Origin of the sequence: Parablautia muri (genome assembly GCF_009917485.1) — a bacterium.
Classification (GTDB): Bacteria; Bacillota; Clostridia; order Lachnospirales; family Lachnospiraceae; genus Suilimivivens; species Suilimivivens muri.
The window spans coordinates 16477-30767 of sequence record NZ_QZDT01000043.1 but is presented as its reverse complement, the minus strand read 5'-3'; the positions used below and the strand labels follow the sequence as shown (position 1 = coordinate 30767).

Here is a 14291-nt window from a genome sequence, read left to right as displayed (position 1 = left end):
TCGACATACAATCACCTCGTCATGTTTATACCTCCATCATAAAACATGACGATGAGTTAATCAAGTGCAAAATGGTGGTTTTATCAATAAAATTCAGGGAATTCGGCTAAGTGTGGCGAAAATTCATCGTCACGTTTTCGAGAATCCGGGTTGATAAGTACAGGCAGTGCCATAATCAATACACCACTTATCACCAACCCTCTTGAAACAGATACCATAAATGCCGCCATCGGCTTTAAGATTGCCTGGAAATAATAGGTTGACAAGATATTAAAGGGCAGCAAAGTAAAAGAGATACAATAGCTGCGGATAATTGCCGGGGCAATCTGCAAAATCTCTGTTGTCGGTTTCATAAATAAATAGACATACAGGTTAGGACAGGCAAGACTCAGCACACTCCAAAACACACTGAAAATCAGTGTAGTGGTCAAAGAATACCGCAGCACTTCTTTTATCCGAATCCCTTTTCCTGCGCCAAAATTCATAGAAATAATTGGCTGCGCTGCCTGCCCCACACTGTATGCACAGCATTGCACAAAGGTACTGATATTCACAATCAGCCCATAGACAGCCAACGCATTTGCTCCCAAATATCTCATAATCTGTCTGTTAAAAAATATTGTCAAAATTCCCATGGCGACATCAACAAAAAAGGTTGGAAAACCCGTAATTAATATTTTTCGGAGTTTAAAAAATATTTCTGTCGGACGGACAATCGTTAAAGTATTCCTTTTTGACACAAAATGAAACAGCATGATACCAAAAGTAATACAAGCCCCGATTGCAGTTGCAAGCCCCGCACCTCTTATGCCCATATCAAACGTAAAAACAAGTACATAGTCACCCACCATATTAAAAACACCGCCACACAAAACCCCAGCCGTTGCCAATGCAGGGTTTTTGTCATTTCTCAAAAATGCAGCTAACATTTGATTGAGAAGAAAAACAGGAAAGACACATTTAACAGGGCGCAAATAGTCCACCGCTACTACAAGCAGTCTATCATCAGCACCCGCAAACCGCAAAATGGGCTGTTCAAACAAAATAACAGCCACCCATGTAAGAGCAGCAAGTCCGAAGGACATTAAAAGGGACATTGTAAAATATTCATTTTCGGTACCTTTCTTATTTGAGGACTGCCCCCTGATAATATTGAAAATAACAGAGCCGCCTATCCCCGTCAATAAGCCTAAACTATAGATTACATTCCAGATCGGAGCAACCACCGCCAAAGCTGCCGTTCCCTCTGCTCCTTGATATTTTCCCACGATTGCCATATCAACAATCGAATAAACCGAAGTTATCATAGCACTTCCAAAAGCCGCACAAAGATACTTCAAATAAACAGGTTTTAACCTGCCATTCAAAAAGTCCATATTCATTCTTCCTTTCTAAAATATTTCCAAAAAATAAAAGCCGGATAAGAAATAGACATTTCAGCCTATGCCTTATCCAGCTATCATTTCCCAGAATGATTTGCCCTCCGAGCGTTTATCATTATACAAGATACAAATCTATTGTCAAGACTGCATAGAAATTTTTTTGTTTTAAGTTATTCAATCCCCTCTCCATTTGATTTGTACCCTGCATAAAGCTTTATTCCCAATACTTAAAGTCAAATCCATCTTCCGGCTCTCCAATTTCATATCCAAGCGCCACTGTCAGTTTTTCTTTCAGTTCATCATACCATTCCTCCCAGATATCATCCGGCATTACCCCTGCAATCTGGACTCCTCCCGGTTCAACTGATGCCCACAAATTAATATTTTCCCCTGTCCACTTCGCTCCCTGTACAGTTCCGTCCCAATATGGCATTGACTCATAAATATCATCAATTTTACGCCATATTTCCTGCGGTGCCGAATAGTGAATATTCAAATTTACATCGTGTTCCATAGCTTTTCTCCCCCTAATCATAATTTCCCCCTTCTGTAAACTAAAATTTATCTATTTTAGCAATAATATTCTCTCATATGCTAATGCCAGAAACTCATTTGCCGATAAGTCTTTGTACAATGAACTTTTTTCATGATTGCGATTAAAATCTACCTCCAAAGTCAGATATCTAATGTCGCTGCATTCTTTTAGCTTCTGCTTTATTATATCCCACTTTATGTCACCATCATAAGGGAGGAGGTGTATGTCATCATCTCCACAATTATCATCCAAGTGTACTGCAAATAATTTATTACCATATCGTGATAAACAATCAGCATCTCGATGATTAAAGTATTCATGTCCACTATCATAACAAAAACCTAAATACTCTGATTTAATATTTTCATAAACATAATCAAGGTGTTGTATACTATCCAGATTTTCAAGAGCCAAGTTTATCTTCTTTTTTTCAGAAAAATTTACCAATCTTTTCATTCGCTCTAAACCTATTTGTGTAATTGGGGGTTTCGAGGATAAGCGCGTGATATGCATAACAACCGTTGGAATATCGTAATGTTCACAATCACTAATGCACGATGCAATTGTACGAAGATAATCGTCACCATTCAATCCATCTGCCCATAAATCATTCGGATTGCTGCATGGTGCATGAACATAGTCAATATCAAGTCCCAATTTTCTTGCCATCTCAGGTTGACTATTTTTATCCTCCAATTCATCCCCCCACCAAAGAGATACCGCATCAAATCCTGCACTCCTTATCATTTGCAGTCGCTGCTGTATGGGTAATTGATAACTAAACCATGAAAACATACCGAAACCAGACATATCCATATTCCTCGTAAATAGCGATTTGCACTTATAAATGTATCTTATTTTTTATACGCAGACTTGCTTCTACGTGCATAATCCAATGTCTTGAAAAAGGCATTTGTATTAACCCTCGAATATCTTTTCCACACCAATAATCAATCAGCCAAATTGCATTTTTATCATTGCTTACAACATTCAATGATTTTAAGTATTCTTTTCTTTCTTCTAATATTTTCTTTTTTAATTCATGATAAGATAAACTATTGACTATCTTCTCGGTGCTATCCTTTACCTCAAAAATATATGAATAAAGTTCTTTCAAATTAAGCCGCTTTGAAAAATCTGCAATCTGGTCTTTAACAAGTTCATTTCCTGTTGTGATGATAGGCGAATTGATACGTTCTTGATAATTACCTGAAAAAAACACCTGCTCGTTTTCACTTATCAATGAATGTGCAACGATATCTTCGATACGGAAAACATGCCAAATTGAATATGCAATCGTTTTACTATGATAACCGTCTGCGTTTATAAATGGAATTGCGTCAAAATCTTCTCTGCTTAATTCCTCCTTAAATGATATTAAGGTTTCCATTAACTGATTTCGCAAATCAAATAATGTTTCAATACCTGCTTCATAAGTATCTTTCTTTTTGATTTGCGTTTGCATTGTTTTATTTCGTTCGGACCATACCTTATTCACAATCAATTATCCTCCAACCATTCCGATTTTGCTCTCTGTATAGTGCTCCAACAAGCTGTAATATCTTATCTCAAAAAAATCCGTAAGCCTTTGAAAATGCTACATTTATAGCCTGTGAGTTCGCCCTTAGGCTTTCCCTTGTGTTATATCTTTTCCCTCATGTTACGAACTTTCACTGCCGGATTCATATCTCTCCATTGTTTCGCTGTCATCCCAAATAATGCCATATTCAGTACATCACCTTCCGATGCGTAAATGATAGAAGTCTGCTGCGGTGTCAGTTACGGCGGAATGAGATCAACTTTGATTGCATCCGTTTGTATCCGGGTCCATTGTCAATTTTCCTTACCATATCGGTTTATAAGGTATCATCATCTTCTTCAATCCATTCAAAATATCCCTCTTGTATCAGTAATTCCAATACAAGTGCCTCTCGTTCCAGCATTACCTGAGTGAAATCATCCAGTATGGTTTTCCTGTTTACATCTATTGCAAGTTGCGGCTTCAGGAATTCAAGCGTAAAGCCTTCCTCCGCTTCATACTTGTCCAAGTTTTGTTGTTCTATATCCTCTTTCACGCAACACAGGAAATAATAATTATCCTGTATAAAAATATCCTCTTTTGTGCCTTTCTGAATGCGATGAACCTGCCCATATTCCTGAACAGAATCTCTAATAACACATAAACCCGTTTCCTCTAGTACTTCTCTTATCAAAGCATCTTCCATACATTCATCAGCTTCTATTCCTCCACCCGGAAATTTATAATAATTATATTTCTTACTATATACCATTGCTATTTTTCCATCTTGAATGATGACAGCTCTTGCAGAAGGTCTGCTAAAAGTGCTTCCGTTAGGAACATAATCTTTTTTGTCCATTTCAAATAAAATACGCATTTTTAATCTTCTACCTTCATAATCGATTCTTCTTGATTGTACCTACTCTGTAAAAAAAAGCTTGGTTTATTCCCTATTTACAAAAAATCATATATACTTGAATCCCATAAGTGTCTTTTTATCATTTATTGCAGGTCTTGTATGAGTGTTATGGCTATAAGATTTTACAATTGGTTCTTCATTCCTAAAAAATCTGGCGCAAAAACACGTTTAAAGTCTGCTCGTATCACCATTTATTCTTGGAGAACCATTTAATATCAAAGTTTTCATAACAATCTCATTTCGGATTTTGTAAATAATCCGCTGCAAATCTATCATATCATATTTGGAAATGTTCATCATCAAAAAGTTATTATTCTTGCAGTCAATTTTGCTTTACAGTTCACCTTTTTTCACGTTCTTGCAGCCTTTGCGGATATCACCATGCCCGTACAGATAGCCTGCTTCACAGGTCTTCGACTTGGAGGAGTGGCATTCCCTCGTGACTTACCCATGTGGACAAAAGCAAGGGAAAAGGATACCTCTTTTAAGACTGGTATAGCGCAAAGCCTCGAAAACAGGGGAAATCTATGGAAAAAGCTTACAAACCGGAATTTATCTATTTTCCATAATCAATTCTCTACACTTCCATTCTTCACCTAGAACACAATATGTTTCTGTCTTATCAAGAACAGTATCGTTAAAACCGACTGCTTTATAGCAATAATAAGCCGGAAGATTATTCTCAAAAACGCCTAATGATGCTTTTTTTGCTCCATATGTTTCAAATACAAATTTTAGACCTAGCCGGAGCATAGCTTTTCCATAGCCTTTTCCTCTCTTGTGAGGATTTACAATAACAAATCCAAAACGTAGTTCATCCAATGATTCATCAGGGTTTCTTAGTGTAAAAAAGCCAACGATTCCTGTTTCATCAAATGCAGTAAACGGCATTAGAGATTCAACAAAGCAAAATTCCTTTTGTGTTATCGGATAATTACCGAGTATGCCTGCTGTCCATTGATAAAATGCTTTTTCATTTTGACACCACGATAATATTGTATTTACATCCGAAGCTTTATATGGTCTTATTCTAATCATACATTTTTCCTCGCAAATTTGAATTTGGTTAATTGTATGTATCGTTATTTATAAAATTCAAAGGCAAAAAGCAATGCTAAGATAGAAACTCCGTCTTTCGTTTCGTTATTTTTTAACATTTTCAAAATATTACCCCTTGAAACCCACTTCTTCATTTTGACTTCGTTTTCGTCAAAATCCATAGATTCTGTATCAACTCTTGCAGCAAAAACATGGCATATACAATCTGACATTCCATTGGCTGGATTTTGAGTACATAAAAACTTCAAATCTTTAACGGTACACCCTGTTTCTTCCATGCATTCTCGATGTGCAGCCTCCTCCTTTGATTCTCCAACTTCAATGCGTCCTGCTGGAATTTCCCATTCCAAACGCATTACTGTATACCTCTTAGAATGAATCAGCAAAACTTCATCATTTTCGTTGAATACTACAATGCTTATTGCTTCTTGTGGGTAATGAATCTGGTGGTATTTTTCTATAATATATCCATTCGATAATTTTACTTTATCAGCGTATAAGCACACATAATCACTTTCATAAATTACTTTTCTATCTAATCGTTCTGGCAATTCCCTATAATTCATATTATCCTCATTTCCTTAACAAGCATTGATTACCCTATTTAACTACCTCCTCCGATAAACGGGAAGTTGGCTATTGATTAGTAACTATTGTAAAACTAACACTTCCTTTTGGATAAGTAACTTTGGGGAGGGCAGCAAGGCCGAAATGATGCCGACTTTCTTTTTGTTACCTAAAGATAGGTCGCCAATCCTTCTGGGCAAATCTAAATTTAACCGCTCCGCCAATGCTTCCATTCGGTTATGACCTGCCACTCCATAGAGCTCCGCCGTATAAAGAAGCATCTCTTTGACTTTCATACTGTTGTAGTAACAGTTTTCACTGGGCAGATATCCTACATCTTTTGCAATCTCAGACGCCTGCCGCCCACAGTCCAATCTAAAAATAGAAGCGGTTCCGCCGGTGGGCTTCAGCGGTCCCATCAGGGTGCGGATCGTGGTGGACTTTCCCGCCCCGTTGGGGTCGATAAAGCCGAAAATCTCACCATAATCGACCGTAAAGTTGATTTCCTCAATTCCCCTATGCTTTCCATAGCTTTTGGTGAGTTTGTTTAAGGCGATTACAGGTTCGCTCATAGCAGATATTCCTCCTTGTAAAAATTGCATTTCAACATATTTAGGATTTTTTCAAACTCCTTCATAATGTCATCATAATCCGCCCCATTTTCCAACTGAACAGACATACCCTGTGCAAGCATCATTAACATCCGAAACATCAATTTTGCGTCCCCTGGGCGTTTGAATTTCCTGCAATCTTCCTCATGTAAAACCAGTGTCTCTATAAATTTTTCATTCGTTGCGGAAAATATGGCATCTTTCAATTCCGGCATTTGCTCTGCTGCCGCACTTGCAATAAACGATGCGATATAAGGATGCTTTTTCAAATTTTCCACCTTCATCACGCTTGCATCCCATACCCGGTCAAAAAAATCCACATTTTTCTCCAATGTGTTTGCGTCATAGGCTTGCTTCATTTGCCCTGTGCAATAGTCAAGCAAATACTGATAGAGAGCCTGTTTATTCCCAAAATACTGAAAAACAGACGCTTTTGAGATGCCTGCCGCCGCCGCAATATCATTGATCGATGCCTTTTCGTATCCATATTTTGCGAAGCAAGCCAGAGCTGCGTTGCGTATGGTATCTTGTTTTTCGTTTGAAAGAGCAAAAAATTTTTCCATTCTATCCGCCTCCAATACCTTTTCAAAATTAATATTCCCAAACATCATTTACCGAACCCTTTCGGCAGAATATACCGATTGGCTGTTATCTATAATGCATAATTGCTTGCTAAATGCAATTTGCCACTTTCTTGTTTTTTTCGTTTGAAATCATGCCTTTACTTACGCAGTATTTTGTTCATGGCTTCCCCTTTGGCAAGTTCATCAATCAGCTTATCCAAATAACGGATCTCCTGCATCAAAGGTTCTTCTATATTTTCTACCCGCACACCGCAGACTACACCTTTTATCAATTTCCTGTTTTCATTCAATTCGGGGGCATTCAGAAAAAAGTCTTCATAAGTAATTGAGTTTTTCGACAACCTTTCTAATTCTGCCCTGTTGTAGCCGGTAAGCCAATGAATCACCTCATCAACCTCCTGCTGTGTCCTTCCTTTTTTTTCTGCCTTATTGACAAGCAGACGGTAAACTTTTGAAAACTCCATTCGATATATTTTCTCATTTCCCATAAGAATTTCCTCCATGATTACACTCTAAAGCAAATATGATTTTTCTCTGATTTTTTCCTTTATACTCAAAACAGTCTGGCCAACCAAATATTCTGTTGTATTAAGCACATGACGTTCATGCTGTCCTAAATTGTTAAACTGCTTCCACATACTTTCCACCAATTCGATATTGCTTTCCCGATCTAGCTTGGTACGAGTGACCGCCCGTTTCAAAGTTTCCTGCTTGCTCGCTCGCAATATGAAATAGTGTATTTCATAATTTTCTTGTACGGTCTTCATCCAAGGTTCTAAAAACCAAGGCCCAATAATTCCATCTACAATTACATCATAGCCACCACGAGCAAAACGTTTTGCAGCTTCCAAGAATGCTTCAATAACAATTAAATTCTGTTCCTCTGATGCTGGCAGATGCGGAGCTATCGCTCCCTTACAAAGATAGTGATAAAAATCATCGGTATGTAGATGCACCGATTTTATCAGGTCAGTTTCTTTCGCAATCATTGATGCCGTTGTAGTTTTCCCTGTTCCGGGTGCTCCTGTAATTATAATAATTCTTCCTTGGTTCATGTAGATACCATCCTTACAATTATTTTCTATTTGAGCATAAAATCTGCCCAGTCATCTTTATAATCACCGAAATGCTCCCTCCAATAAAATAACCTGTCAATGTACTCTTGTTTGCGTTTCTCGACTGATTCAATGCAGTTATCTATCCCAAGCCTATATATGATAGCGGTGAGATCATAGATTGGATACCCGATTGCATGTTTGGCTGTGTGAACGACTGCGCAGGCTTGCCCTATCGCATGACAATGTGCAATATCTTCTTTACAGTCAATCTCTTTCGTAAAAGCATGGCAATCCAAAATCTTTCGCTGCGCTAACCGCATCTTCATTTTACCGGCTGACCATTCCTGAGCTGCAATCAGTGCATTCCGCGGCCGTATTTCTTCGGGATATTTTTCTTCAAGTTTTGAAATCGATTCAGCAGCAAAGTCAAACGCCCATAAAGCAATAACCTTATGATCTTGATTTTGGAACAAGTCAATCAAATCCTGCAAATATTCTGAATCTTTAGCAAACAAAACTTGATTGTTTCTTTTGATTCTTATGCCAACTTCATCAATCCACTGCATTTTTACTCTCCTTAAGTACCGGAACGGGAAGATTATACTGTTTTAAGAAAGAAAGTTTATCCCAATATCCACGCTGAAATAGAATCTTTTCATTTACAATTTGAAAAAATCCACACCCACGCAGACCTAATGGGTCTTTCCATTCCAAAATGGACCACTGTCCATCTTCAAAGATATTTTCAACAATACAGACCATTTTTGCAGTTTTGAACTCATTTATAAACATTTCTCGATTAGCATCGTTTCCGACAACCGAGTCATTTGCAACTTGATGATTTATGGCATTGTCTTGGTTAAGATTGGTGATTGCATCTACATCACCAGCATTAAAAGCATCTATCCACTTACTGACAACTTCTTTTGGTCTTAACATATTTTACCTCCGCAATCGAAACCTTTTGATTATCTTTTTCTTAGTTCATTTTCAATAAGAGGTTCGCAATTTTAAATGCTTCTACTCGTCTTTTGGCTAATGTAATTTGTGATTTATATTTATCTGAATTTTCTTTGGATTCAAAGGTCTTTATTGTTTCTCGCAATTTATGCAATGTTGAATCAATTTGTCTTTTGGCTTCTACTAAATCATCTCTTGAAAATTCCACTGTCTCACCTCCAGCAATAACCGAATCGGTTATTATCGAATAGCATATCACAAATAACCGAATTGGTCAACAGTGTCTTTCATTTGTTAAAAAGCAAATATCGTAGTTATCCCGGCTTTTCTATGAAATCTTTTAAATTTATCAGTTTTATCACGATTTATCAAGAATTATTGAAAAGAATAGCAAGCACATCCCATGTCCGGACACATGGGCGAAATTCATCATTCCGTCCTGCCGTCCGTTTGACGAAATTTTCATAGGGAAGTATCCCTAACCCTCTTTGGTTTTCTTTCCGTTTTTTCTCTGCCAGTCCTTGACCTTTATCCGCAGATTTGCTACAATAACACATGGATAATTCTATCCAAAACAACTGAACAGACACGAAACCAAACTGTTGTAAACCGGACAATTTACAGCAGTTTTTTTATGCCCAAAAACAGAAAAGGAGTGTTAAAAATGCAAACAGAATCCGCACCAACCGGAACGAATTTCACTTAGATGATAAGGAGCAGTATATCCTTGATGAGAAGTTTAAACTGTCCGGCATGAAAAGCAAGTCAGCTTTCCTCCGGAAGCTCATTCTCTACGGATATGTCTATGACGTGGATTACAATTTTTTGCGGGAATACAATACGGAGCTTGGACGGATCAGCTCCAGCCTGAACCAGATTGCGAAAAGAATTAACAGCACAAACCACATCTATCAGGAAGATATGGACGAAGTAAAGGAATTGATGAAACAGATATGGCATACACAAAAATCCATGCTGTCACAGCAACCGTTGATAAAGCGGTAGCCTACATATGCAACCCGGACAAGACGGACGAAAGCATCTATATTTCTTCCTATGCCTGTGCGCCGGAAACCGCAGCGATTGACTTCAAATATACCTTAGACCACTGCCGGGAAAACAGCCCCAACAAAGCCTATCATCTGATACAGGCTTTCGCTCCCAGTGAGGTCAGTTTTGATGAAGCGCACCAGGTAGGGAAAGAACTTGCCGACAAGGTTTTAGAGGGAAAATTTTCTTATGTTGTCACCACACATATTGATAAAGGTCACGTCCATAACCACATCATTTTTTGTGCCGCCGACAACACGGAACATAATAAATATCATGACTGCAAGCAAAGCTATTACCGCATCCGAAAACTGAGTGACGAGCTGTGCAGCGAGCATAACCTTTCCGTCATAATTCCCGGTGGGGAGCGTGGCAAAAAATACAATGAATGGCAGTCAGACAAGAACAGCACCGCATGGAAAACACAGATAAGGAAAGGCATCAACGCCGCCATCAAAGCATCCTCCACCTATGAAGAATTTCTGCTCCTGATGCGGGCAGAAGGCTATGAGATAAAAGGAGAAACTTTTGGGGAAGATGCCCCCAAATTTATCTCCTTCTGTCCATTCGGCAAAGACCGTTTTGTGCATGGCAGCATCAAGTCACTCGGAAAGGAATACACGAAGGAGCGCATCAAAGAACGGATTGAACTGAAACGGGAACGGAAGGCAGTTATCCCGAAAAGGGATTACGCAGATAAGAGATTGATTGACACCTCTGATGAGAAATTCCAGAATAGTCCGGGGCTGCAGAGGTGGGCGGCGATGGAGAATTTAAAGATTGCGGCACAGGCATATAATGAAGCAGGCTCTATAAAAGAACTGGAACAGAAAATCGCCACTACTGCCGCCACCGGGAAGGAAGCAAAGCAGACAGTCCGCAGGCTGGAGAACCGCATCAAAGACCTTGCGGAAATCATCAAATATGCGGAGCAGTACAAGGCAAATAAAGCGTATCATACCGCCTATAAGAAGTCCAAAAACCCTGACGCTTATTTCCGTAAGCATGAGAGCCAGATCATCCTTTATGGCGGCGCAAGGCGTATGCTGGAACAGGGGGGCATTCCCTTAAAAGGCTTGAACATCGATAAGATGAAAGCGGAGTATCAGGAGCTCACCGCACAGAAAAAAGAACTGACTGCCACATACAAAAACTGTGAAAAAGAGCTGAAATCACTGAATCGGAAACTGGAGAACCTGAACCAGTGTTTAGGGCGCACAGGAACAGCCAGACCGGGACAATAACCCTGCTCGTAATATCCAGCCCCGAAAAGGCATTAAAAGCAAAAAAAGCATTGTGGACAGTGTGCATAACTCCCTACATTTTATCTCAATATCCTTTTAGGCATAAATATTAATCTGGCTTATGCTCAATACGGTGATAATCGGATATGATGTTTCCTAATGTGATGCTTTCTAAACTTTGGCATAGGTCATTTCTTATTTTCTCATAAGAGCAATCCAATACATTATGGATATTTTTTCCTATGGGGCATAGCTGCGAAGGCAGTGAATGAATGCCTATAAGTTTGGAACTAAAGGCTGGCTCTATCGCTTTACATATATGGTATAAGGTCACTTCATCCGGCCGACAGTTCAATGTTGTTCCGCCTGTCCCGAATTTCACAGATATTATGCCATCCTTTTTCAATGAACTTATAATATTGCGGATTGTGACAGGATTAATCCCGGTTGATAACGCCAGAAGTTCACTGGTTACCTTCTGCTTTTCCCCATATTCATAAATAAAAATAAGGCAATGAATCGCAACCGAACATTTTGTACTGATATGCATGACATTACTCCTTTCCCCGCTAGATTGTAGCATATATTTTTATTGCTGTAAATCTTGACACTACACCATGCGCCTGTTATAATGGTGTAAATTTTAGATTTACAGGAGGAATAAGCATGAAAGTTTCACAGATTATTTTTAGCCCGACAGGAGGAACGGAAAAGGTTGCAGATGCCATAACAAGTACATGGGGACTGCCTGTAAATAAAATTGATTTGTCCAATGCAGAAACCGATTATTCCTCGCTTATTTTTGAAAAAGATGATATTGCGCTTATTGCAGCTCCGTCTTTTGGCGGACGTGTTCCAAGCCTTGCCACTCAGAGAATCTCAAATATTCATGGCAGTCATACCCCCTGTGTAATTGTCTGCGTATATGGTAACAGGGCATATGAGGATACCCTGATTGAATTAAGCGATGCTGTTGAAAAAAGCGGCTTTCAGGTAATTGCTGCCATTGCCGCCATCGCAGAACATTCTATTATGCACCAGTACGCTGCAGGCAGACCGGACACTAAGGATAAAAAAGAATTAAGCAGCTTTGCGAAAAAAATATTAGAAAAAATAAACAGTAATCTGACCAGTCTTTCCACACCGCAGATTCCGGGAAATCGCCCCTACAAGAAAGCGGCTGGAATCGGCTTAGTACCCAAAGCAGGCAATAACTGCACAGACTGTGGTCTTTGCGCCAGACAGTGCCCTGCACAGGCAATCAGCAAAGAAAATCCAAAAGTTATGGACAGTAAAAGATGTATTTCATGTATGCGCTGTGTCGTACAATGCCCGCGGTCATCCCGTAAAGTAAATGGGGCTATGGTTTCTGCTGCGGCATTGGCAATGAAAAAAGCCTGTTCAACAAGGAAAGGGAATGAGCTTTATATTTAATTTGCTTCCGGTTATATCCAATGCCATCTGATATAGTCTAAAAACCGCAAAAATAGGAGTGCCGAAGCACCCCCATCTCCTAAACCCTCTTGCAAAATCCGCAGTGTTGGTTTATAATCATCTTAGAAGCCGAAGGATTCAAGCACGTCCAACGGTTGTTCAATCGGAAACAATAATCAGTTTAAAAAGCAAACGGATCACTGGCTATTCTCTATTCGCAGTAGAGGATAGCCTTTTCCGTTACTTGCGGTTGTGTTTATTGTCTATGTATGTCAACAATGCTTATGTATAGTGATTTATTATGGAAAGTCTTTTTCCCGTTTTTAAGGGAATCTTACGAAGAAAGACTTTCCATAATTATTAATTAGTTCTTTTAACCATGCAATCAGATCAGCTTTTTCCTGCCTGTCAAATTTTTCTTCCGGAAGTATGGATGCAGATGCTTCTTCTATTGCCTTTCTTTTTATTTCCGGGTTAGCACGTGCATAGATTTCTGTAGTTGTAATGGAAGAATGACCGAGGAAATCCCTGATATATACAAGGTTGACACCACCTTCCAGCAGATGCATGCTTTTACTGTGGCGCAGTGTGTGCGGAGACACTTTATCAGGATATAAAACAGGATTCTGCTCCCGCGCCTGCCGGGCATATTTTTTCAGGATATAAGCGATTCCCGCTCTGGTGAGCTTTTTCCCTGAATGACTGTAAAACAGCGGCATTTCTGCTGAAATCTGTTCTGTGTCCGAAAAATAGTTTTTTATTATATTTGCAGTCTGCGGAATGAGTGGGACGATCCTTGTTTTATTCCCTTTTCCTGTGACTTTAACGGTATAAGATTTCTGTATCTGTATATCGCCTGTCCTTAAATCCGCAACCTCTTGCACCGGAATCATACATCAATGCCAGCAGTGCCAGATCCCTCCGGCCTGCAGGTTCCATGCAGTCTGGCATTTCCAGAAGGAGGCGTATTCCCTTTCCCTGTATGGATATATAGTCCACGGGTGTCTTTTCAGCTTTTTTCAGACGGATGCCGGGAACAGACCGGCACTGTTCCATATATGCAGGGTTTGTCCATCAATACATACCTGAAAAAGGCATGTATTGCCGCAAGTCTCTGGTTTCTGCTGGATGCAGTATAGGATCTTTCTGTTTCCAGCCAGACGAGGAATGCTTCTATATATTCTTTCGTAATACAGGAAAACTGGATGGTGGATGCTTTTTTCCCATATACCTGCTCATGGCAGCGAAAAAGCAGTACAAAAGTATCCCTGTAAGAACTAACTGTATTACGGCTGTAGCCAGTATGGGATGGCAGATGTTTCATAAAATAGGAAGACAAAAGACTTGAAAAATCATTGTATTTATCCAT

At 39.3% G+C, this 14291-nt stretch carries 20 protein-coding genes; 3 read left to right on the top strand and 17 right to left on the bottom strand.

The genetic code is table 11. The features are described from left to right. Positions 1-83 precede the first annotated feature (83 nt). From D5281_RS18780 to D5281_RS18715, 14 genes are all read right to left on the bottom strand, one after another. Positions 84-1376, bottom strand: coding sequence for an MATE family efflux transporter (locus D5281_RS18780; protein ID WP_160561610.1), 1293 nt, complete (start codon positions 1374-1376; stop codon positions 84-86). Between the two features lie 220 nt (positions 1377-1596). Then, a complete protein-coding gene (locus D5281_RS18775; RefSeq protein ID WP_160561609.1) occupies positions 1597-1896 on the bottom strand; it encodes a hypothetical protein in 300 nt (99 codons plus the stop codon). Between the two features lie 51 nt (positions 1897-1947). Next, the gene (locus D5281_RS18770; RefSeq protein WP_160561608.1) at positions 1948-2727 is read right to left on the bottom strand and encodes a sugar phosphate isomerase/epimerase family protein; all 780 of its coding nucleotides are present in this window, start codon (positions 2725-2727) and stop codon (positions 1948-1950) included. 31 nt (positions 2728-2758) lie between these two features. After that, positions 2759-3415: a phage head-tail adapter protein gene (locus tag D5281_RS18765; protein ID WP_330585150.1), complete on the bottom strand. Its 657-nt coding sequence runs from the start codon at positions 3413-3415 to the stop codon at positions 2759-2761. 358 nt (positions 3416-3773) lie between these two features. Further along, a complete protein-coding gene (locus D5281_RS18760) occupies positions 3774-4313 on the bottom strand; it encodes an NUDIX domain-containing protein (protein WP_277935459.1) in 540 nt (179 codons plus the stop codon). Positions 4314-4907: 594 nt separating this feature from the next. Then, on the bottom strand, positions 4908-5393 hold the full coding sequence (locus D5281_RS18755) for a GNAT family N-acetyltransferase (protein ID WP_160561607.1): 486 nt from the start codon (positions 5391-5393) through the stop codon (positions 4908-4910). A 44-nt stretch (positions 5394-5437) separates the two neighbouring features. Further along, a complete protein-coding gene (locus D5281_RS18750) occupies positions 5438-5980 on the bottom strand; it encodes an NUDIX hydrolase (protein WP_160561606.1) in 543 nt (180 codons plus the stop codon). Between the two features lie 84 nt (positions 5981-6064). Beyond that, a complete protein-coding gene (locus D5281_RS18745) occupies positions 6065-6553 on the bottom strand; it encodes an ATP-binding cassette domain-containing protein (RefSeq protein ID WP_160561605.1) in 489 nt (162 codons plus the stop codon). Continuing rightward, positions 6550-7155 carry a TetR/AcrR family transcriptional regulator gene (locus D5281_RS18740; protein WP_160561604.1) on the bottom strand — a complete coding sequence of 202 codons (606 nt, stop codon included), beginning with the start codon at positions 7153-7155 and terminating at the stop codon, positions 6550-6552. The genes D5281_RS18745 and D5281_RS18740 overlap by 4 nt, the downstream gene beginning before the upstream one ends. 158 nt (positions 7156-7313) lie before the next feature. Beyond that, the gene (locus tag D5281_RS18735; protein WP_160561603.1) at positions 7314-7664 is read right to left on the bottom strand and encodes a DUF2200 domain-containing protein; all 351 of its coding nucleotides are present in this window, start codon (positions 7662-7664) and stop codon (positions 7314-7316) included. A 24-nt stretch (positions 7665-7688) separates the two neighbouring features. Further along, positions 7689-8231 (bottom strand): AAA family ATPase, encoded by a 543-nt coding sequence (locus D5281_RS18730; RefSeq protein WP_160561602.1) that lies wholly within the window; start codon positions 8229-8231, stop codon positions 7689-7691. 26 nt (positions 8232-8257) lie between these two features. Next, a complete protein-coding gene (locus D5281_RS18725) occupies positions 8258-8800 on the bottom strand; it encodes a putative immunity protein (protein WP_160561601.1) in 543 nt (180 codons plus the stop codon). Beyond that, entirely contained in the window at positions 8787-9173 is a 387-nt protein-coding gene (locus D5281_RS18720; RefSeq protein ID WP_160561600.1) for a nuclear transport factor 2 family protein, read from the bottom strand. Before D5281_RS18720 ends, D5281_RS18725 begins: the two co-directional genes overlap by 14 nt. A 40-nt stretch (positions 9174-9213) precedes the next feature. Next, positions 9214-9402, bottom strand: a complete 189-nt coding sequence (locus D5281_RS18715) for a hypothetical protein (protein WP_160561599.1) — start codon at positions 9400-9402, stop codon at positions 9214-9216. Between the two features lie 467 nt (positions 9403-9869). On the opposite strand from D5281_RS18715, the gene D5281_RS18710 reads away from it, so the two are divergent. Next, positions 9870-10199, top strand: coding sequence for a plasmid mobilization protein (locus D5281_RS18710; protein ID WP_334296625.1), 330 nt, complete (start codon positions 9870-9872; stop codon positions 10197-10199). Continuing rightward, entirely contained in the window at positions 10148-11488 is a 1341-nt protein-coding gene (locus D5281_RS18705) for a relaxase/mobilization nuclease domain-containing protein (RefSeq protein ID WP_160561597.1), read from the top strand. Before D5281_RS18710 ends, D5281_RS18705 begins: the two co-directional genes overlap by 52 nt. Before the next feature lie 109 nt (positions 11489-11597). On the opposite strand, the gene D5281_RS18700 is transcribed toward D5281_RS18705, so the two are convergent. Further along, the gene (locus D5281_RS18700; protein WP_160561596.1) at positions 11598-12038 is read right to left on the bottom strand and encodes an RrF2 family transcriptional regulator; all 441 of its coding nucleotides are present in this window, start codon (positions 12036-12038) and stop codon (positions 11598-11600) included. Positions 12039-12154: 116 nt separating this feature from the next. Here D5281_RS18700 and D5281_RS18695 point away from each other — a divergent pair, with 116 nt between their 5' ends. After that, positions 12155-12922, top strand: coding sequence for a 4Fe-4S dicluster domain-containing protein (locus tag D5281_RS18695; RefSeq protein WP_160561595.1), 768 nt, complete (start codon positions 12155-12157; stop codon positions 12920-12922). Positions 12923-13245: 323 nt separating this feature from the next. On the opposite strand, the gene D5281_RS25940 is transcribed toward D5281_RS18695, so the two are convergent. Both D5281_RS25940 and D5281_RS25935 read right to left on the bottom strand, forming a co-directional pair. Continuing rightward, a complete protein-coding gene (locus tag D5281_RS25940) occupies positions 13246-13815 on the bottom strand; it encodes a tyrosine-type recombinase/integrase (RefSeq protein ID WP_277935458.1) in 570 nt (189 codons plus the stop codon). A gap of 116 nt (positions 13816-13931) precedes the next feature. Then, positions 13932-14291: a site-specific integrase gene (locus tag D5281_RS25935; RefSeq protein ID WP_277935457.1), complete on the bottom strand. Its 360-nt coding sequence runs from the start codon at positions 14289-14291 to the stop codon at positions 13932-13934.

Bases quoted from the DNA above. Each gene is read 5' to 3' on its own strand.
- D5281_RS18720 (WP_160561600.1), bottom strand. From the start codon at position 9,173: ATGTTAAGACCAAAAGAAGTTGTCAGTAAGTGGATAGATGCTTTTAAT.
- D5281_RS18780 (WP_160561610.1), bottom strand. From the start codon at position 1,376: ATGGACTTTTTGAATGGCAGGTTAAAACCTGTTTATTTGAAGTATCTT.
- D5281_RS18725 (WP_160561601.1), bottom strand. From the start codon at position 8,800: ATGCAGTGGATTGATGAAGTTGGCATAAGAATCAAAAGAAACAATCAA.
- D5281_RS18700 (WP_160561596.1), bottom strand. From the start codon at position 12,038: ATGCATATCAGTACAAAATGTTCGGTTGCGATTCATTGCCTTATTTTT.
- D5281_RS18775 (WP_160561609.1), bottom strand. From the start codon at position 1,896: ATGGAACACGATGTAAATTTGAATATTCACTATTCGGCACCGCAGGAA.
- D5281_RS25940 (WP_277935458.1), bottom strand. From the start codon at position 13,815: ATGATTCCGGTGCAAGAGGTTGCGGATTTAAGGACAGGCGATATACAG.
- D5281_RS18770 (WP_160561608.1), bottom strand. From the start codon at position 2,727: ATGTCTGGTTTCGGTATGTTTTCATGGTTTAGTTATCAATTACCCATA.
- D5281_RS18735 (WP_160561603.1), bottom strand. From the start codon at position 7,664: ATGGGAAATGAGAAAATATATCGAATGGAGTTTTCAAAAGTTTACCGT.
- D5281_RS18730 (WP_160561602.1), bottom strand. From the start codon at position 8,231: ATGAACCAAGGAAGAATTATTATAATTACAGGAGCACCCGGAACAGGG.
- D5281_RS18695 (WP_160561595.1), top strand. From the start codon at position 12,155: ATGAAAGTTTCACAGATTATTTTTAGCCCGACAGGAGGAACGGAAAAG.
- D5281_RS18760 (WP_277935459.1), bottom strand. From the start codon at position 4,313: ATGCGTATTTTATTTGAAATGGACAAAAAAGATTATGTTCCTAACGGA.
- D5281_RS18745 (WP_160561605.1), bottom strand. From the start codon at position 6,553: ATGAGCGAACCTGTAATCGCCTTAAACAAACTCACCAAAAGCTATGGA.
- D5281_RS18750 (WP_160561606.1), bottom strand. From the start codon at position 5,980: ATGAATTATAGGGAATTGCCAGAACGATTAGATAGAAAAGTAATTTAT.
- D5281_RS25935 (WP_277935457.1), bottom strand. From the start codon at position 14,291: ATGGATAAATACAATGATTTTTCAAGTCTTTTGTCTTCCTATTTTATG.
- D5281_RS18705 (WP_160561597.1), top strand. From the start codon at position 10,148: ATGGCATACACAAAAATCCATGCTGTCACAGCAACCGTTGATAAAGCG.
- D5281_RS18740 (WP_160561604.1), bottom strand. From the start codon at position 7,155: ATGGAAAAATTTTTTGCTCTTTCAAACGAAAAACAAGATACCATACGC.
- D5281_RS18755 (WP_160561607.1), bottom strand. From the start codon at position 5,393: ATGATTAGAATAAGACCATATAAAGCTTCGGATGTAAATACAATATTA.